This window comes from Streptomyces sp. NPDC003393, assembly GCF_053589015.1.
The window spans coordinates 159,033-177,485 of record NZ_JBSFRB010000009.1; the positions used below are offsets into that span (position 1 = coordinate 159,033).

Genomic DNA, 18,453 nt, shown 5'->3' on the forward strand with positions numbered 1-18,453 from the left:
TGACCGCTCGCACCCACCGAGGAGGGGGCCGGCGATGACGTCGGCAGCCGCGGGGGGCGTCGCCAAGACGGCGGCGACGCCCCCCGCCCCCCGTGGTCGCAAGAGCGTGACCGGCACCCGCAGGACCGTGGCGGCCCTCTTCCTGCTGCCCGCCCTGGTGCTGCTCGGCGCGCTCGTGGTCTACCCGATCGGGTACTCGATCGTCCGCAGCTTCTACGACTCCTCCGGCGACCACTTCGCCGGGATCGACAACTACAGGTCCCTGTTCACCGACGACGGCATCCGCACCGCGCTGAAGAACAACATCATCTGGGTGGTGTTCGCCCCGGCGGTCGCCACCGCGCTCGGTCTGATCTTCGCGGTGCTGACCGAACGGGTGCGCTGGGGAACGGCGTTCAAGCTGGTCGTCTTCATGCCGATGGCGATCTCCATGCTGGCGGCCGGGATCATCTTCCGGCTGGTGTACGACCAGGACCCGGACAAGGGCGTCGCCAACGCGGTGTGGGTGGGGGTCCACGACACCTTCGCGCAGTCGTCGGCGTTCCCCAAGGCGCACCCGGGCCGCAACTCGCCGCTGAAACCCGACCACGGCGGCTTCCTCACCACCAGCCCGGTGCACACGGGCCAGTCGGTCGCCCTGCCGCTGGTGGGCGTCGCCCCCGACCTGATGCCCGACAGCGCGAAGAAGGCCGTCCAGGCCCCCTCCGAGCCGGGGAAGATCACCGGGACCACCTGGCAGGACTTCACCCGCGGCAAGGGCGTGGGGAAGCTCGGCGCGGTCGACCCGTCCGAACTGGGCTACCCGGGCATGCGGATCGAGGCGGTGAAGGACGGCACGGTGGTGGCGACCGCGAAGGCCGCCGCCGACGGCACGTTCACGCTGCCCGAGAAGGCCGACGGCGCCCTGCTGAGGCTCCCGGCGGGCAACTTCAAGGAGCCGTACAACGGGGTGGACTGGCTGGGCCCGTCGCTGGTCACTCCGGCCATCATCGGCGCGTACGTGTGGATGTGGGCCGGGTTCGCGATGGTGCTGATCGCGGCCGGGCTCGCGGGCGTGCCGCGTGAGCTGCTGGAGGCCGCGCGGGTGGACGGCGCGAGCGAGTGGCAGGTGTTCCGCAGGGTCACGGTGCCGCTGCTGGCGCCGGTGCTCGCGGTCGTCGCCGTCACGCTGATGATCAATGTGCTGAAGGTCTTCGACCTGGTCTTCATCATCGCCCCCGGTTCCTCCCAGGACGACGCCAACGTGCTGGCTCTGGAGCTGTACCGCAAGGGCTTCTCGGAGGGCCGGCCGGGCGTGGCCAGCGCGATCGCGGTGTTCCTGCTGGTGCTGGTGATCCCGGTGATGCTCTTCAACATGCGGCGGTTGCGGCGGGAGGTGCGGCGATGAGGGCACATGACGCCTCCTGCCGGGGGTACGGGGGTTGTCCCCCGGACGGACGCGGCATGCGGCGGTTGCGGCGGGAGGTGCGGTGATGACGACCGAGGCCGTCACGAAGGCGGTGCCCGCCGCGCGGCCGGCCAAGGCCAGGCGGTCGGTCGGCGCCCGCCTCGCCGAGGCCGTCAGCGGTGGCGCGGTCCGCGTGGTGCTGATCGTGGTGGGCCTGTTCTGGCTGGTGCCGACGATCGGTCTGCTGCTGTCGTCGCTGCGCTCGCCGGAGGACATGAGTGCCAACGGCTGGTGGACCGTCTTCAGCAAGCCCTCGCAACTGACGTTCGACAGCTACCAGAAGCTGCTGGAGAACAGCGACATCACCAACTCGCTCCTCAACACCGTCCTGATCACCGTACCGGCGACGGTCCTGGTGGTCGTGGTCGGTGCGCTGGCGGGCTACGCGTTCGCGTGGATGGAGTTCCCCGGCCGCGACTGGTGGTTCCTGGCCGTGGTCGGTCTGCTGGTCGTGCCCGTGCAGGTGGCGTTGATCCCGATCGCCGAACTCTTCGGCAAGATCGGTCTGTTCGGCACGATCTTCGGAGTGGTGCTGTTCCACACCGGGTACGGGCTGCCGTTCGCGGTGTTCCTGCTGCGGAACTTCTTCGCGGAGATCCCACGTGAACTGCTGGAGGCGGCGCGGCTCGACGGGGCCGGTGAACTGCGGCTGTTCGCCCGGGTCGTGATGCCGCTCGGCGGGCCGGCGATCGCCAGTCTCGGTATCTTCCAGTTCCTGTGGGTGTGGAACGACATGCTGGTCGCCCTGGTGTTCACCAAGTCCGGCACACAGCCGATCACGGTCGCGCTCCAGACGCAGGTTCGCCAGTTCGGCAACAACATCGACGTCCTGGCGCCGGGCGCGTTCATCTCGATGGTGATCCCGCTGGCCGTGTTCTTCGCGTTCCAGCGGCAGTTCGTGTCCGGGGTGATGGCGGGCGCGGTGAAATAGCGGCGGGACCAGACGTACCAGGGGCGGGCCGGTGGCGGCCCGCCCCTTCGCGTTCGCCCGCCGTCCCCCGGTTGCCGTAGCGGAACGTGACCCCTTCACTCCTTCGGCCGTTCCCGGGCACAGCCCGGTCGTGACGGATGCGGCACGACGGGCCGACCGCCCGCGCCGACCCTTGGATGTCCTCCGTGCCCCGGTTCAGTGTGATCGTCCCCGTGTACCAGGTCCGCGCGTGCCTGCCCGAGTGCCTGGAGTCGGTGCTGTCCCAGTCGTTCATGGACCTGGAACTGATCGCCGTCGACGACTGCTCGCCGGACGCGTGCGGTGCGATCGTCGACGGGTTCGCGGCCCGTGACCCGCGCGTCAGGGCCGTACATCTGGCGGAGAGCCAGGGACCGAACCGGGCCCGCGACGCGGGGCTGGACCGGGCCGGGGGCGACTACCTGGTCTTCCTCGACGGTGGCGACACGCTCACACCGGACGCGCTCTGGTCGATCGAGAGGCGTCTGAAGGAGACCGGCGAACCGGACGTCCTGCTCTACGACTCCGCGCGCACGGACCGCGGCGGCAGGTCCGTCCCCGGCGACGTCACCGGGCGCCTGGGCGAGGACGGCCCGGCCCCGTTCCGTCCGGCCGACCGTCCGGACCTGCTCCGGCCGCTGCCGGTGGCCTGGAACACGGCCTGCCGCCGGGACTTCGTGGAGCGCGCGGGCCTCGCCTTCCCGGCCGACCGTCACGGGGACACCCCGTGGACGTACCTGGTGCTGCCGGCCGCGAAGTCGGTCGCCGCCCTGGACCGGGTGTGCGTGCGCCACCGGCAGCGCCACCCGGACGGCGTACCGCACGCCACCGGGCGCCGGCACCACGACGTCCCCGGACGACGGCACGACCGGATGTCCGCCTTCCTCGGCCGGCGCCCCGATCCGCTCCGGTGGCCGCCGGTCCCGCCGCACGGCGTGGGCGACCGCTCGCCGACGCTCCCGGCGGTGTCCCCCCGTCCGGGCCGGCTGCCGCGCGGCTGCCGCGCCGCGTTGCTGCGCCGGGCCCGCACGTACTACCGCCGCCACCGCACCCCGCGCGTCCGGCTCGCGCTGCGGCCCCGGCTGCCGCCCGACCTGGTCCGGCTCGGCCTGCACCGCGCCTTCCGCGCGCTGCGGACGGCGATGACCGTGCGCCGCCGTACGGCCAGGGTCGTCGTGAGGGCGCTGCGGGCGCTGCGGGCCGTCCTGCACCGGGCGCGCCACCGGGACCGGCCGTGCCTGCCACCGGGCGCGGACCGCACGGTGTGCGCGGTGGACACCGTGCCGCGGTGCTCCCGGCCGGCCCCGGACACCCTGCGCGCCGGCCGGTGCCGGCCGCCTTGCGTCGTCGGCGGCGGGCCCGTGCGCGGCCGCCGTACCGCGCTGCTGCGGGCCCTGTTCGGTGACCGATTCCGTCCGTACGGCCGCGGGCGCGCCGCCGAGCCGGTGGTGCGGCACGTGGCGCCCGGGCGGGGCGACGAAGCGGCCGGGCCGCCACCGGTGGAACGCCGCCCGGTGTCGCGGGTCGGACGACCGGCGGCACCCGTGGGTTCCCGGCGCGCCACCGTGCCGCACCCGGCCGGGCGGCAGACCGTCACCGACGGCCGCTGACCACCGTTTGTGCTTTCGGGAGTTCGTATGCGCCCCACGTCACGGCCCGTCCCCACCCGGCCCCCGACCTGGCGACCGCCGGGACGGCCGGGCCGCGACCGCAGGACCAGGACGACAACAGAAAGAACAGAATGCCCCGCTTCAGCATCATCGTCCCGTCCCATGGGGTCGCCGGGCGGCTGTCCCTGGCGCTGGACTCGGTCCTCGCCCAGTCCTTCGGCGATTTCGAGCTGATCCCGGTCTGCGACGCGCCCGACGCCCCGGCCGCCGGCGTGGCCGCCGGGTACGCCGGGCGGGACTCGCGGGTCAGGCCGGTGCACTCGCCGCCGTCCGCCGGTCCCGGCGGAGCGCGCAACGCCGGGATGCGGGCGGCGACCGGCACGTATCTGCTGTTCCTGGACGGCGACGACATGCTCGCGCCGGGCGCGCTGACCGCGCTGGCCGCCCGGCTGGAGGAGACCGGCGACGTGGACGTGCTGTACTTCGAGCACGAGCGGACCCCCTGGTGGGAAGGGGTGCCGACGGATCCGTCGGCCGGGCTGCTCCCGGCGGACGTCCCGGCGCACGCCTTCTCCCCCGCCGAGGCCCCGCAGCTGACCGGCGTCCGGTGGCCGGCGTGGAGCGCCGCGCACCGCCGCTCCTTCGTGACCGGTCAGGGCCTCGCCTTCCCCGACGGGCACCACACCGCTCTGGGCTGGGGCGGCCTGGTCACCGTGGCCGCCGAGCGGATCGCGGTGCTGCGCCGGGTCGTCGTACGGCATCTCGAGCGTCGGCAGGGCAGTCGCACCGATCTTCCCGGCGAGCACCAGTTCGATCTTCTCGACCAGGCGGAGCGGGTGCTCGTCCGGGCCGCCGAGGCGGGGCTGTCCGAGGAGCGGTTCACACAGTTGTTCGCCCAGATCTTCGACGCCGTGCTGAGCACGGCCGCGCACCCGGACCGGGTGCCCGCGCACCGGCGTCGCGCCTTCCTCCGCCGGGCCCGCCTGCTGTACCGCCGCCACCGCCCGGCCGGGTTCCGGTCCCGGCGGCTCGGCGTACGGCGCCTGCTGCCGGCGGTCCGTGCGTACACCGCGTTCCGCGCGCGGGTCACCGGCCGCCGGACGGTCCGGGCGACGGCCGCCCGGGCACCCGGAGCCCCCCGGCGCACCCAGGGGCTGCGCACCCGTCTGACCTACCGGTGGCATCTGCTCCGCCCGCTCGACGCCGGCCTCGTCGTCTACTGCGCCTACTGGGGCCGCGGTTACGCGTGCAGCCCCGCCGCGCTGCACGCCCAGGCCCGTCAACTCGCCCCGCACCTGAGCGCGGTGTTCCTGGTCGAGCCCGGCCAGGAACACACCGTCCCCGAGGACGTCGACCACGTGGTCATCGGCAGCCGCCGCTACTGGAAAGTGCTGGCCCGCGCCAAGTACCTGGTGAACAACGCCAACTTCGCCGACGCCGTCGTCAAGCGCCGCGGCAGCGTGCACCTCCAGACCCAGCACGGAACCCCGCTGAAGACGATGGGCTGCGACCAGGCGACGTACCCGGTGGTCGCGGCGCAGACCGGCAGCTTCACCAAGCTGCTGCGCCGCGTGCACCGCTGGGACTACAACCTCTCCTCCAACCGCCACTCCACCGAGGTCTGGGAGCGCGCCTTCCCCGGCGCGTACGAGACCCTGGAGTACGGCTATCCGCGCAACGACCTCTTCTACCGGGCCGGCGCCGAGGACGTGGCCCGCGTCCGCAGTGAACTCGGCGTCCCCGAGGGCGCGACGGCCGTCCTGTACGCCCCCACCCACCGCGACCACCGCACCGGTTTCGAGCCGGCGCTGGACCTGGAGGCGTTCTGCGAGGCGGCCGGCGAGGACGTCGTCGTCCTGCTGCGCGCCCACTACTTCTACGACCGGGGCGGCGCGGCGGGCAGCGGCCGGGTCATCGACGTGACCGCGCACCGCTCCACCGAGGAGGTGTGCCTGGCCGCCGACGCACTGGTCACGGACTACTCGTCGATCATGTTCGACTACGCCAACCTGGACCGGCCGATCGTCGTGTACGCCGACGACTGGGAGGTCTACCGGGAGACGCGGGGCGTCTGCTTCGACCTGATGGAGACCCCACCGGGACCGGTCGCGCGCACCCCGGAGGAGCTGGCGCGGCTCTTCCGCGACGGCGCTCACACGGATGCCGGGGCGGCGGCGCTGCGCGCGGCCTTCCGGGAGCGGTTCTGCCGGTTCGACGACGGGCGGGCCGCCGAGCGGGTCGTACGCCGGGTGTTCCTCGGCGAGCCGCCCGAGGCCCTGCCGCCCGTGATCCCGATGGCCGAGCGCGTCCCGGCCCCTGCCGCCACCCTCGTGAGGAGCTGACTCCAGCCGTGCCCCGACTCAGCGTCATCGTCCCCTGCTTCAAGGTGCAGGGCTTCCTGCGCGAGTGCCTCGACTCGGTGCTCGGCCAGTCCTTCCGGGACATCGAGGTGATCGCCGTCGACGACTGCTCCCCGGACGGCTCCGGCGCGATCCTCGACGAGTACGCCGGCCGCGACGCACGCCTGCGCGTGCTGCACCTGCCGGAGAACGTCGGGCTCGGCCGGGCCCGCAACGCCGGGATGCCGCTGGCCACCGGCGACTACCTCTTCTTCCTCGACAGCGACGACACCCTCACGCCGGGCGCGCTGCACGCCATGGCCGACCGGCTGGCCGAGACCGGCGACCCGGACGTCCTGGTCTTCGACTACGCGCGCACCTACTGGTGGGGCGGGACGCGGCGCAACGTGCTCGCGCACGTGCTGACCGAGTGCGGCGACAACACCTTCACGGCCGGCGAACACCCGCAGATCCTGGACTTGCTGATGGTGGTGTGGAACAAGCTCTACCGTCGGGACTTCGTCGAGGAGCACGGGTTCTCCTTCCCGCCCGGCTACTACGAGGACACGCCGTGGACGTTCCCGGTCATGCTCACCGCCGGCCGGATCGCCGTGCTCGACCGGATCTGCGTGAACTACCGCCAGCGCCGGCAGGGCAACATCCTGTCCACCACCAGCCGCAAGCACTTCGACATCCACGACCAGTACGAGCGGGTCTTCGCCTTTCTCGACACCCGTCCCGAACTGGCGGTCTGGCGGCCGTATCTGCACCGCAAGATGGGGGAACACTGCCTGGACATCCTCGCCAAGCCCGACCGGCTGCCCCCGTCGGACAGGCCCGAGTTCTTCCGCCGCACGGCGGAGATGTTCCGCAGGCACCGGCCGGCGGGCGCAGCGGTGGACGGTGGGGTCCGTGCCCTGGAGGGCGGTTACGCGGCCTACCAGCTGCGGCGCCAGGCCGGGCGGGCGGAACGGGAGCTGGGACGGCGGGCGCTGCGGGTGCGCAGGGCGGCGGCCAGGCGGGTCAAGGGCGGGTGGGCCGCGCTCCAGACCCGGCGGCCGCTGGATCCGGACCTCGTGCTGTACTCGGCGTTCTCCCACCGCGGCGTGCTCGGCGACCCGGCGGCGATCCACCGGGCGGCGCAGGCGGTCGCCCCGCATCTGCGCGGGGTATGGGTGGTGAAGAACCCCGAGCAGGCGCGGCAGGCCGGGCTGCTGCCGCCCGGCGTGGAGCACGTCGAGCCCGGCAGCCTGCGCTACCGGCAGCTCGCCGCGCGGGCGGCGTACTTCGTCAACAACGTCAACTGGTCCGACGCGCTGGTCAAGCGCCCCGGCAGCGTCCACATCCACACCCATCAGGGCACCCCGCTGAAGTACATGGGCGTCGACCTGCTGGGCAAGCCGGGCGCCCGGCGCGGGGTCGACGTGCCGCGGATGCTGCGCCGCGCCGACCGCTGGGACCACAGTCTGGTCGCCAACCGCCACTCCGAGCTGGTCTGGGAGCGGGCCTACCCCTGCGCCTTCGCCTCGGCGCGCACCGGCAGCCCGCGCAACGACGTGCTCGTGGGCGCGGCGCACGCGGACGGAGCGGCGGAGCGGGAGGCGGCCGGTGCGGCCGTGCGCGCCCGGCTCGGCATCCCGGCGGACCACACGGTGGTGCTGTACGCGCCGACCCGCCGCGAGTACCGGCGCGGCGGCCATGTCGAGCGCGTCGACCTGGCCCGGTTCGCCGCGGACCTCGGCGAGGGCCACACGCTCGTCGTCCGTCTGCACCCCTCGCTCGCGTCCGGCCCGGTGCGCGGCATGGGCCTGGCCGAACTGCACCGGCGCGGGGTGCTCGTCGACGCGACCGGCGAGCCGCACGTGGAGGACGTGATGCTGGCCTCCGACGTGCTGGTCACGGACTACTCGGCCCTGATGTTCGACTACGCCAACCTGGACCGGCCGATCGTGGTGCACGCCGACGACTGGGGCGCGTACGTGGCGAGCCGGGGCGTCTACTTCGACGTCACCGCCGAGGCGCCGGGCCATGTGTCACGCTCCTACCGGGAGCTGGCGTCGCTGCTGGCCTCCGGGAGCTGGCGTGACGAGGAGTCGGCGCGGCTGCGGGCGGCGTTCCGGGCGCGGTTCTGCGAGTTCGACGACGGCTGGGCGGCCGAGCGGGTGGTGCACACGCTGATCCTCGGCGAGGGCGGGTGGACCCCGCCGGCGTCGTCGCCGGCCGCGCGCCCCCGGGCGGCCGCCGCGCAACTGCCCGCCCAGTCCTGGGGTCGCGACCGGCTCGCACCGTCATGAGCCCGCGCCGCGGGGACGGGCGGGAAGCATCGGCGCGCCGTGACCGGAACCCGCTCACCCGATGAGGTGACCGGGGACGGGGGTCGCCGACCCGGCGGAAGATAGTGGGAATATACGGTTAATGTTCCGTAGATCCCTGTTCGTCCTCCCTTCCGGGCCGCTGGCGGTCTCCACCCCCGGCCCGGTGGCGGCCCGCTTCCCGGTTCCGGTCCGGTGAGCAGCGGCGCCCTCGTCCTGCGGCGCTCCGCGCGCGGAGCGGCCGCGCTGGGCGGCCGCGCGCGACGCCCGAGCCCGTACCAGGTGTGCGGCGCCCTGTTCTGGCTGGTGATGACGCTGGCGTACTGGCGCCTGCCGCAGTGCTGCGATGCCGGCCAGCATGCGGCGGTGATCGAACGCCTCAGGGCCGATCTGCTGCATCCCCGCCATCCGATGGCGGACCTGCCGGGCGCGGGCAGTTCGTACTACTCGCCATACGCCCTCGCGGAGGGCGTGTTCGCCCGATGGACCGGGCTGTCCGGCCGGCATGTGCTGCGCCTGGCCGGGCCGCTGAACCTGCTGGTGCTGCTGACCGGGCTCGGGCGGTTCGTGCGGGCGCTGACCCCGCGGCCGTGGGCTCCGGTGCTCGCACTGGGCGCGGTGACCCTGCTGTGGGGCACCGAGCGGGCCTCGTGGAGCGGCTACCTCGCGCTGATGGCGATGACGCAGAACCTCGGCTATCCGTCGGCGTTCGCGCTCGGCCTGACGCTGTGGGCGTGGGCGCTGACGGCCGAACGGGCGCGCGACGGGGAAGGCGTGCGGTTCGTGGGGCCGAGCGGGCTGCGCGGGCTCGGCGGTTACGCGGGGCTGGGCGCCCTGTACGGACTGATCCTGCTGGCGCACCCGATCACGTTCGTGGCCGCCGCGCTGGGGGCCCTGGCGTGCGTGGCGGCCTTGCAGCGCGGGTGGCGGCCCCGGGTGGCGGGCCGCTGGCTCCTGACCGCGGCCGTGGCGCTCGCGCTCGCCGGGAGCTGGCCGTACTTCGACGTGTTCGCGCTGGTCGGGGACGACCGGCTGGACGGGGTGCACCGGGTGCTCTACGACGACCTGGCCGGGCACTTCTGGCTGGCCCTGATCGGTGGGCCGGCCCTGTGGCGGCGGGCACGCCGGTCACGGGGGCGGGATCCGCTGGTGCTGATGTTCGTGCTGGACTGCCTCGTGGTGGCGTACGGCTGGGTCAGCGGCCACTTCACCTACGGCCGGATCCTCGGCCCCGCCCTGCTGGGACCGCAGCTCGCACTCGCCGTGGAGCTCGCGGCGCCCCGCCCGTGGGCGCCGTGGCGCCGGCTGCTGGGCACGTTCGCGGCCGCCGGCGCCTGTGTGGGCTTCCTCAGCGTGCAGGCGGGGGCGGTGGTGCCGCGCTCGCTGGATCCCGTCGGCTTCGACCAGCCGCCGCGCTGGCCGTCCTACGACTGGGCGGCACGGTGGATGCGGCGCGGTGACGTGGTGCTCGCCGACGGCTACTACGCGCGGCACTCCGTCGCCGGGTACGGCGTGAACCTGGTCGCGCCGTACTGGCCGGACACCGCGCTCGACGAGCGGGAGCGGCTGCGGCGGGCCGCCGCCGTCCGCGCCTACCTCGACCCGGCGACGACCCGCGCCGTCCGTGCCGCCGTCGTCCGCCGCTACCACGTGCGCTGGCTGCTGCTGCCGCGGTGGCGTACGGCGCCGCCGGAGGCGGTGGTGGTGGCGTGGAGCCGGCGGACCGGGGAGGTGCTGGCGCGGGTCGCGGGATGACCGGGGCCCGGGGCGAGGCGGGCCGTGCGGCCCGGCGGCGACGTGGGCCCCGGCCGGCCTGCTACTCGACGACGAGCTCGACCGGGATGTTGCCGCGGGTGGCGTTGGAGTACGGGCAGACCTGGTGGGCCTGCTCGACCAGCTTGCGGCCGGTGGCCCGGTCCACGCTCTCGGGCAGCTCGACACGCAGGGTGACGGCGAGCCCGAAGCCCTCGCCCTGCTTGCCGATGCCGACCTCGCCGGTGACCGCGGCGTCGCTCACGTCCACCTTGGCCTGGCGACCGACCAGGGCGAGGGCGCTGGCGAAGCAGGCGGCGTAGCCGGCGGCGAACAGCTGCTCGGGGTTGGTGCCCTGCCCGTTGCCGCCGAGCTCCACCGGCGGGGCGAGCTGCACGTCCAGCTTGCCGTCGGAGGTGTAGGCGCGGCCCTCGCGGCCGTGAGTGGCGGTGGCGACGGCGGTGTAGAGCGCGTCCATGGAAACCATCCCTTTCGAAAAGTGTGTGCGGACGTCGTGCGACGTCGCTCGGACGGCCCCGGACCGGATGTCCTGGTGTCCGGTGACAAGTAGAGCACGCAATTCAGTTGTGCACAACTTAATGACGCCCGGCTATCCTTGCGGACATGACGACCGAGGTTCCGCCCAGCGCCCCGCCGGACGCCGTGCCCGACGCCGGACCGGAGGAGGACTGGCTGCGCCTGGAGCACCAGGTCTGCTTCTCGCTGCACGCGGCCTCGCGCGCCTTCACCGGCGTCTACCGCGTCCTGCTGAAGGAGCTGGGGCTCACCTACCCCCAGTACCTGGTGATGCTGGTGCTGTGGGAGCACGGCCGGACGCCCGTGAAGCGGCTCGGCGAGCACCTGCGCCTGGACTCCGGAACCCTCTCCCCGCTGCTCAAGCGGCTCGAGGCGGCCGGTCTGGTGCGCCGGGAGCGCAGCACCCGGGACGAGCGGTCGGTCGAGGTGCTGCCCACCGCCCAGGGCGCGGCGCTGCGCGAGCGCGCCGCACTGGTGCCGCGCCGGATCATGGCCGCGACCGGCTTCACCCTCGAGGAGATCCTCGACCTGCGCGCCCGGCTCGACCGGCTCACCGGTGCGCTCGACGCGGCGGCACTGGAGGAGGCACCGGACTGCGGGTGACCGCGCCTCCTGTGTGACTCTGTCGGCCCCGTCTTCACCGGGGCGACGGCGTATCGGCACGAACACGGCATGCGCGCGCTCTACGATCAGCCGTGATGAGTGCCTTCCGGAGCGTGCCGCGCACCCTCACGCGTGCGGGGGCCGGACACCGCCTCCTCGCCCTGACGGCCGCCTGGCTGCTCACCCGCACCCTGATGCTGTGGCTGCTCACGCACGACTGGCTCCCCCTGCTGGACCGGAGCGCGGTGGCGCGCGAGGTGTGGCTGCTGTACCGGAACTGGTCCACCGTCCTCTCCCACGGCGCCTTCCCGGCACACGACACGATGTGGCAGTACCCGCCGGGCGCCGGCGTGGTGCTGCTGACGCCGGCGCTGCTGCCCGGCCTGACGTACTTCCAGGGGTTCGTGGCCCTCACCCTGGCCGCCGACGCCCTGATCACGCTGGCACTGGCCCGCGCGGGCACCCGCCCCGGCGGCACCCTGCGCGGCGCCGGCTACTGGACGCTGGGCCTGCCGCTGCTGCTGCACCTCCCCCTGGCCCGCTACGACGTCCAGGTCACCGCCGTCGCCGTGCTCGCCCTGCTGGCCCTGGGGCGCTCACCGCGTGCGTGCGGCGCGGTGGCCGCGCTGGGCGCCCTGGTGAAGGTGTGGCCCGCGCTGGTGCTGCTGGGCACGCCCCGGGGCCGTGCCGGCCGCTCGGCGTGGACGTGGGCGGCGGCCACGGGGGCCGCCGTCGGCCTGCTGCTCGCCGGCGTGTTCCGCAACCCGCTGGCCTTCGTGCGCCAACAGGGCGGCCGGGGCGTGCAGATCGAGTCGTTCGGCGGCACGGCGCTGGCCCTCGCCACACACGCCGGCTGGCCGGGGACCGTGCGCTACCAGTACGGCGCGCTGGAGTTCACCGGGCCGCACGTGACCACCGTGGCGCATCTGGCACTGGCGCTGTCCGCGGTGGCCTTCGCCCTGCTGCTGCTGTGGCGGGCGAGGGCCCGGCACCGCACCCCGGCGACGCCCTACGACGCGGCGCTCAGCGCCGTGCTGCTGTTCACCGCGACCAGCAGGGTGATCAGCCCGCAGTACATGGTCTGGCTGCTCGGGCTGGCCGCGGTGTGTCTGACGTCACGGCAGACCGCGCAGCGCCCGGTGGCGGCGCTGATCGCGGCGGCGAGCCTGGTCAGCGTGATCGCCTACCCGATCTTCTACGCCGAGGTGGCGGGCTGCACCTGGACGGGGCGCGCCCTGATGCTCGTACGCAACGGTCTGCTCGCCTCGGCAGCGGTACTCTCGTTCGTCCGGTTGTGGCGCTCGACCGATCCCGGGGTACCCGCACGGGAACCCGAGCCCGATCCATACCGTCTTCCGCACCGGACGCCGACTGTCTCCTGACGGGAGACGCCGTCCCTACCTACGATTCCCTGCCCGTGGACTCCATGCACCCCCACCAGAGCCAGAGCCCCGACGAGCCCCACCGACCGACACCCCACGTCGGCGTCGTCGTCATCGGATACAACGACGCCGCCCACATCGCCCACGCGGTGCGCTCGGCGCTCGCGCAGGGCCCCGCCGTCCGCGAGGTCGTCGCCGTCGACGACTGCTCGACGGACGGCAGTCACGAACTTCTCACCGGCCTCGCCGCGGCCGAGCCGAGACTGCGGGTGATCCGGCGGGAGACCAACAGCGGCGGCTGCGGCAGCCCGCGCAACACCGGCATCGACGCGGTGACCTCGCCGTACGTGATGTTCCTGGACAGCGACGACGAGCTGCCGGCAGGCGCGGTGAACGCACTGCTCACGGCCGCCGAGGAGGAGCGCGCCGACGTCTCGGCCGGCCTGTGCGTGCGCCGGGAACTGCCCTCGGGCCGCGAAGTGCCCTGGCAGGCCTCACTGTACGAGCGCGGCACCGTGCTGACGCGCCCCGAGCGGCTGCCCGCCCTGGTCCACGACACCCTCTGCGTCAACAAGCTGTACCGCACCGACTTCCTGCGCAGGCACGACATCCGCTTCCCCGACGGCCGCTTCCCCTACGAGGACTTCGTGTTCACCGCGCGGGTGCTGGCCGCCGGGCCTCGGACGGCCCTCGTTCCCGACCGGGTCTACCTGTGGCACGTGCGGCGCTCCGCCGACCGGCTGTCCATCTCGCTGGACCGCGCGCACGTCGACAACTGGCGGGCGCGCATCGAGGCGAGCCGACAGGCGTACGGGATCCTGCTGGGGGCCGGGCGCAAGGAGCTCGCGCGGGCCGCCCGCACCAAGTTCCTCGACCACGAACTGCGCATGTACGCCCGTGAGCTGCACCTGCGCGACGCGGAGTACCGGCGCGCGTGGTGGACGCACACGCGGGAGTACCTCACGGAGTACGACGCGGCCGACTGGACCGTCAACCCGTCGGCGCCCGGCAGGCTCCTCGCTCGGGTGATCCTGGCCTCGCCCGAGCCCCGCGACCTGCCCCGGCTGAAGGAGCTCGCCGCCCGCCCGGCCCGGCTGTGCCCGCCCTACGCGCGGGACCGGCACTCCGCGCCCGTCTGGGCGGACGATCTGCCCCAGGTCACCCTGGAGTCGTGCCGGAGCCGGCCGGCACACCTCCTGCCGCTCTGCGTGGACGCGGCACTGCGCCCCCGCGCGCGTGCCACCGTGCTGCGGTTGCGTCTGCACGAGATGTACGGCCGGGTGGCCGCCGCGGGCCCCCGCGAGCTGGAGGTGGAGTGGCGGCACCGGGAGACGGACCGGCCGGCCCGGCGCACCACCGTCCCCCTGACGCACTCCCGCGAAGACAGCTGGTCGGCCGAGACACCCGTGGACCTGGCGGCGCTCGGCGCCGGGACGTGGGACCTGCGCCTGCGGCTGCACTTCGCCGACGGCACCTCCCGGCGGATGACGGCGCACGCCCGCGCGGGCGCCGGGCTGCTGCGCCGCCGCATGGTGCCGAGCCTGAGGTTCGGCATCCTGCTGGCCCAGCCCTACGCCACGCACTCCGGCGCGCTCGCCGTACGCGTGGCGACCGGTGTGCGCGGCGCCGCCACGGTGCTCCGCAACAGACTCCGCCGCCTGCTGCCCTGAGCCGGCCGGGCGTCCCGCACGGCGCCGCGCCCACCCGGCTCCGGACGACCGAGGCCCGTCCTGCCGGTTCCCGCCGGTTCCGACCGACTCCCCCTTCCAGCACCGACTCGACCGACGAGGAGACGCCCGACATGACCTGGCTGATCACCGGCGGTGCCGGCTACATCGGAGCGCACGTCGTCCGTGCGATGACACGGGCGGGCGAGCGGGCCGTGGTGTACGACGACCTGTCCACCGGTGACGCCGCCCGGATCCCGGACGGTGTCCCGCTGGTGGCGGGCTCCACGCTGGACGGTGACCGCCTGGCACGGGTCCTCGCCGAGCACGACGTCAGCGGCGTCGTGCACCTGGCGGCGAAGAAGCAGGTGGGCGAGTCGGTGGAGCAGCCGCTGCGCTACTACCGGGAGAACGTCGAGGGCCTGCGCGTCCTGCTGGAGGCGGCGACGGCGGCGGATGTCCGGGCGTTCGTCTTCTCGTCCTCGGCCGCCGTGTACGGGATGCCGGACGTGGACCTGGTCACCGAGGAGACGCCCTGCGCGCCCATGAGCCCGTACGGCGAGACGAAACTGGTGGGCGAGTGGCTGGTCCGCGCGACCGGCCGGGCCTCGGGCCTGTCCACGGCGTGCCTGCGCTACTTCAACGTGGCGGGCGCGGCGAGCCCGGAGCTGGCGGACACCGGTGTGTTCAACCTCGTCCCCATGGTCTTCGAGAAGCTGACGGAGAACGCGCCCCCGCGCATCTTCGGCGACGACTACCCCACGCCCGACGGCACCTGCATCCGCGACTACATCCACGTGGTGGACCTCGCGGAGGCCCATGTGGCCACGGCCCGCGCGCTCCAGTCCTCGCCCGGCCTCGACCTGACCCTGAACATCGGCCGCGGCGAGGGCGTGTCGGTGCGCGAGATGATCGACACCGTCCACGCCGTCACGGGCCACCACCGCGCCCCGACGGTCACCCCCCGCCGCCCCGGCGACCCGGCCCGCGTCGTCGCCTCCGCCGACCGCATCGCCACCGAGCTGGGCTGGAAGGCCCGCCACGACGTCCATGACATGATCACCTCGGCCTGGCAGGGCTGGCTGCGCCACCACCCGCAGGCGGCCCGCGACTGACGGACGCGAACCGGTCCGGCCGGCTCGACCGCCGCGTGTCCTTCCCGGTCACGCGCCCCGGGCCTTCCGGTCGCACGCTCCTGCGCTCCCCGGGCCCGTTTCCGGCGGCGCGCTTCGGCGGGCCCGGGCGCGTTCCGGGAACCACCCGTGCGGTCCATCCGGCTTTCCGGAAGGCTCCGGGTGCCCGTCGGGCGGCGTCACAGCGCCTTGAGCGCCTCCGCGGTGCCCCGGGCCAGGGCGTCCAGGTAGCCCTTGGGGAGCTTCGGCGAGCGGATGACGACCGCGCGCCAGTACAGCGGACCCGAGATCAGGTCGAGGGCGAGGTCGCGGTCGAGCCCGGGGCGGATCTCGCCGCGCTGTCCGGCCGCGGCGAGGATGCTGCTGGCGACGCCCTCCTGGCCGTCCCGCAGGGCCTTCCGCATGGCCTCGGCGATGTCGGGGTTGCGGGCCGCCTCGGCCTGGAGGTCGGGGATGACCTGCGAGGCCACGGGGTGGCGCAGGGCGCGCGAGGTCACCTCGTAGAGCAGGCGCAGATCGGACTCCAGGGCGCCGGTGTCGGGTGCGGGCAGGCCCTGGACCGCGAGCGCGGAGACGACGTCGAGTACCAGGTGCAGCTTGGAGCGCCAACGGCGGTACACGGCCGTCTTGCCGACCCCCGCGCGCCGCGCGATGCCCTCGATGGACATCCGCGCGTAGCCGACGGACGCCAGTTCCGCGAAGACCGCGGCCCGGATCGCCTCCGTGACGTCCGCACGGAGTACGGCCGCCCCGGCGGGGGCGCGGCGCGGACGCGTCTGGGGTTCGCCGGAGTTCGTCGTCATGCCGACCAGCATACGGCGTCAGGACGAGACGGTTGCGTCCCGACGTCGCCGGCCGTACGCTCACGTTGCGACGATACGGTCCCGTCCCGACGTAAGAGAACGCGAAGAGAACGGTAAGGAAACGGACGGCCGACGCGGGAACCGGACGTCCGCACCCCCTCCTCCCGACGAAAGCAGCGGATGTGAGCCAGGTCCTCCACACACCGCCCACGATCCCGGCCGAGACCGAGGACGACCTCGCGGCGCTCGCCGCCCGCCACGGCCTGTCCGTCAGCGGCGCCCGCCCCTCCCTGCCGGCCTACCTCCGTCAACTGTGGGCGCGCCGCCACTTCATCACCGCCTTCGCCACCGCCAAGCTGACCGCCCAGTACAGCCAGGCCAAGCTCGGCCAGGTGTGGCAGGTGGCCACCCCGCTGCTGAACGCGGCGGTCTACTACTTCATCTTCGGCGTGCTCATGGGCACCAAGCACGGCGTGCGGGACTACATCCCGTTCCTGGTCACGGGCGTGTTCGTGTGGACGTTCACGCAGAGCTCGGTCATGGCGGGCACCCGGGCCATCTCCGGAAACCTCGGTCTGGTGCGGGCCCTGCACTTCCCGCGCGCCGCGCTGCCCATCTCCTTCGCGCTCCAGCAGCTCCAGCAGCTGCTGTTCTCGATGGCCGCGCTCGTGATCATCCTGTTCTGCGCCGGCGTCCCGGCCGGTCCGTCCTGGGTCCTGACGATCCCGGTGCTGTTCCTCCAGTTCGTCTTCAACGCCGGCATCTCGATGATCATGGCCCGGGTGGGCGCCAAGACGCCGGACATGGCCCAGCTGATGCCGTTCGTCCTGCGCACCTGGATGTACGTCTCGGGCGTGATGTTCAGCATCGACGCGACGCTGCGCGACAGCGACCTGCCGCATGCGGTGGAGGTGCTGCTGCCGGCCAACCCGGCCGCCGTCTACATCGACCTGATGCGCTTCGCGCTGATCGACAGCTTCCACGCCGACCAGCTCCCGCACCACGTGTGGGCCTTCGCCGTGGGCTGGGCACTGCTCGCCGGCGTCGGCGGCTTCGTCTACTTCTGGAAGGCCGAGGAGAGGTACGGGCGTGGCTGAGCGCGGCACCGAGAGGATCCCCACCGTCGTCGCCGACAAGGTCGACATCGTCTACCGGGTGCACGGCACCGGCGGTGGACGCGGCTCCGCGACCGCCGCCCTCAACCGCATCCTGCGCCCGGGGAAGGCCGAGAAGACGGCGGGCGTGCGTCGGGTGCACGCCGTTCGGAAGGTGTCGTTCGTCGCCTACAAGGGCGAGGCCATCGGTCTGATCGGCACCAACGGCTCCGGTAAGTCCACGCTGCTCAAGGCGGTGGCGGGCCTGCTGCCGGTGGAGAGCGGCAGGATCTACACCGACGGCCAGCCCTCGCTCCTCGGCGTCAACGCGGCGCTGATGAACGACCTGACCGGCGAGCGCAACGTCCACCTGGGCGGACTCGCCATGGGCATGCCCCGGGAGCAGATCAGGGAGCGCTACCAGGAGATCGTCGACTTCTCGGGCATCAACGACAAGGGCGACTTCATCACCCTGCCGATGCGCACGTACTCCTCCGGCATGGCGGCCCGGCTGCGGTTCTCCATCGCCGCCGCCAAGGACCACGACGTCCTGCTCATCGACGAGGCCCTGGCCACCGGCGACCGCGCCTTCCAGAAGCGCTCGGAGCAACGCATCCGCGAGCTGCGCAAGCACGCCGGCACGGTGTTCCTGGTCAGCCACAACAACAACTCCATCCGCGACACCTGCGAGCGCGTGCTGTGGCTGGAGCGCGGTGTGCTGCGCATGGACGGCCCGACCGAGCAGGTCCTGGCGGCCTACGAGGCGTTCACCGCCGGCAGGTCCTAGGTGTATTGATCACGAGCGCGGGCGGCGCCGGACGGGTC

Annotated in this window: 14 protein-coding genes; 12 read left to right on the forward strand and 2 right to left on the reverse strand. The window is 73.5% G+C overall.

The genetic code is table 11. The features are described 5' to 3' along the window. Nucleotides 1–34: 34 nt before the first annotated feature. From ACWDUZ_RS12625 to ACWDUZ_RS12650, 6 genes are all read left to right on the forward strand, one after another. Complete coding sequence (locus ACWDUZ_RS12625) at nucleotides 35–1,387, forward strand: carbohydrate ABC transporter permease (protein ID WP_451631801.1); 1,353 nt, start codon at nucleotides 35–37, stop codon at nucleotides 1,385–1,387. Nucleotides 1,388–1,472: 85 nt separating this feature from the next. Further along, nucleotides 1,473–2,378 (forward strand): carbohydrate ABC transporter permease, encoded by a 906-nt coding sequence (locus ACWDUZ_RS12630; protein WP_451631802.1) that lies wholly within the window; start codon nucleotides 1,473–1,475, stop codon nucleotides 2,376–2,378. A 185-nt stretch (nucleotides 2,379–2,563) separates the two neighbouring features. Beyond that, a complete protein-coding gene (locus tag ACWDUZ_RS12635; RefSeq protein WP_451631803.1) occupies nucleotides 2,564–4,006 on the forward strand; it encodes a glycosyltransferase in 1,443 nt (480 codons plus the stop codon). Between the two features lie 131 nt (nucleotides 4,007–4,137). Next, nucleotides 4,138–6,348: a bifunctional glycosyltransferase family 2 protein/CDP-glycerol:glycerophosphate glycerophosphotransferase gene (locus ACWDUZ_RS12640; protein ID WP_451631804.1), complete on the forward strand. Its 2,211-nt coding sequence runs from the start codon at nucleotides 4,138–4,140 to the stop codon at nucleotides 6,346–6,348. Between the two features lie 8 nt (nucleotides 6,349–6,356). Then, nucleotides 6,357–8,639, forward strand: coding sequence for a bifunctional glycosyltransferase/CDP-glycerol:glycerophosphate glycerophosphotransferase (locus tag ACWDUZ_RS12645; RefSeq protein WP_451631805.1), 2,283 nt, complete (start codon nucleotides 6,357–6,359; stop codon nucleotides 8,637–8,639). A 213-nt stretch (nucleotides 8,640–8,852) separates the two neighbouring features. Continuing rightward, on the forward strand, nucleotides 8,853–10,412 hold the full coding sequence (locus ACWDUZ_RS12650) for a hypothetical protein (protein WP_451631806.1): 1,560 nt from the start codon (nucleotides 8,853–8,855) through the stop codon (nucleotides 10,410–10,412). Nucleotides 10,413–10,473: 61 nt separating this feature from the next. Here ACWDUZ_RS12650 and ACWDUZ_RS12655 read toward each other — a convergent pair whose 3' ends face one another. Then, a complete protein-coding gene (locus ACWDUZ_RS12655) occupies nucleotides 10,474–10,887 on the reverse strand; it encodes an organic hydroperoxide resistance protein (RefSeq protein ID WP_451631807.1) in 414 nt (137 codons plus the stop codon). Between the two features lie 146 nt (nucleotides 10,888–11,033). On the opposite strand from ACWDUZ_RS12655, the gene ACWDUZ_RS12660 reads away from it, so the two are divergent. From ACWDUZ_RS12660 to galE, 4 genes are all read left to right on the forward strand, one after another. Further along, complete coding sequence (locus tag ACWDUZ_RS12660; RefSeq protein WP_451631808.1) at nucleotides 11,034–11,549, forward strand: MarR family winged helix-turn-helix transcriptional regulator; 516 nt, start codon at nucleotides 11,034–11,036, stop codon at nucleotides 11,547–11,549. Between the two features lie 95 nt (nucleotides 11,550–11,644). Next, complete coding sequence (locus ACWDUZ_RS12665) at nucleotides 11,645–12,931, forward strand: glycosyltransferase 87 family protein (RefSeq protein ID WP_451631809.1); 1,287 nt, start codon at nucleotides 11,645–11,647, stop codon at nucleotides 12,929–12,931. A gap of 44 nt (nucleotides 12,932–12,975) precedes the next feature. Next, nucleotides 12,976–14,601 (forward strand): glycosyltransferase family 2 protein, encoded by a 1,626-nt coding sequence (locus ACWDUZ_RS12670; RefSeq protein ID WP_451631844.1) that lies wholly within the window; start codon nucleotides 12,976–12,978, stop codon nucleotides 14,599–14,601. Between the two features lie 131 nt (nucleotides 14,602–14,732). Next, nucleotides 14,733–15,713 carry a UDP-glucose 4-epimerase GalE gene (galE, locus tag ACWDUZ_RS12675; RefSeq protein WP_451631810.1) on the forward strand — a complete coding sequence of 327 codons (981 nt, stop codon included), beginning with the start codon at nucleotides 14,733–14,735 and terminating at the stop codon, nucleotides 15,711–15,713. Between the two features lie 197 nt (nucleotides 15,714–15,910). On the opposite strand, the gene ACWDUZ_RS12680 is transcribed toward galE, so the two are convergent. After that, complete coding sequence (locus tag ACWDUZ_RS12680) at nucleotides 15,911–16,546, reverse strand: TetR/AcrR family transcriptional regulator (protein WP_451631811.1); 636 nt, start codon at nucleotides 16,544–16,546, stop codon at nucleotides 15,911–15,913. A gap of 170 nt (nucleotides 16,547–16,716) precedes the next feature. On the opposite strand from ACWDUZ_RS12680, the gene ACWDUZ_RS12685 reads away from it, so the two are divergent. Beyond that, nucleotides 16,717–17,631: an ABC transporter permease gene (locus ACWDUZ_RS12685; protein ID WP_451631812.1), complete on the forward strand. Its 915-nt coding sequence runs from the start codon at nucleotides 16,717–16,719 to the stop codon at nucleotides 17,629–17,631. Continuing rightward, nucleotides 17,624–18,415, forward strand: a complete 792-nt coding sequence (locus tag ACWDUZ_RS12690) for an ABC transporter ATP-binding protein (RefSeq protein WP_451631813.1) — start codon at nucleotides 17,624–17,626, stop codon at nucleotides 18,413–18,415. Before ACWDUZ_RS12685 ends, ACWDUZ_RS12690 begins: the two co-directional genes overlap by 8 nt. Nucleotides 18,416–18,453: the final 38 nt, after the last annotated feature.

Excerpts from the sequence above, each read along its gene's own strand:
- ACWDUZ_RS12670 (WP_451631844.1), top strand. The coding sequence starts at position 12,976 with ATGCACCCCCACCAGAGCCAGAGCCCCGACGAGCCCCACCGACCGACA.
- ACWDUZ_RS12630 (WP_451631802.1), top strand. The coding sequence starts at position 1,473 with ATGACGACCGAGGCCGTCACGAAGGCGGTGCCCGCCGCGCGGCCGGCC.
- ACWDUZ_RS12660 (WP_451631808.1), top strand. The coding sequence starts at position 11,034 with ATGACGACCGAGGTTCCGCCCAGCGCCCCGCCGGACGCCGTGCCCGAC.
- ACWDUZ_RS12640 (WP_451631804.1), top strand. The coding sequence starts at position 4,138 with ATGCCCCGCTTCAGCATCATCGTCCCGTCCCATGGGGTCGCCGGGCGG.
- ACWDUZ_RS12655 (WP_451631807.1), bottom strand. The coding sequence starts at position 10,887 with ATGGACGCGCTCTACACCGCCGTCGCCACCGCCACTCACGGCCGCGAG.
- galE (WP_451631810.1), top strand. The coding sequence starts at position 14,733 with ATGACCTGGCTGATCACCGGCGGTGCCGGCTACATCGGAGCGCACGTC.
- ACWDUZ_RS12680 (WP_451631811.1), bottom strand. The coding sequence starts at position 16,546 with ATGCTGGTCGGCATGACGACGAACTCCGGCGAACCCCAGACGCGTCCG.
- ACWDUZ_RS12665 (WP_451631809.1), top strand. The coding sequence starts at position 11,645 with ATGAGTGCCTTCCGGAGCGTGCCGCGCACCCTCACGCGTGCGGGGGCC.
- ACWDUZ_RS12625 (WP_451631801.1), top strand. The coding sequence starts at position 35 with ATGACGTCGGCAGCCGCGGGGGGCGTCGCCAAGACGGCGGCGACGCCC.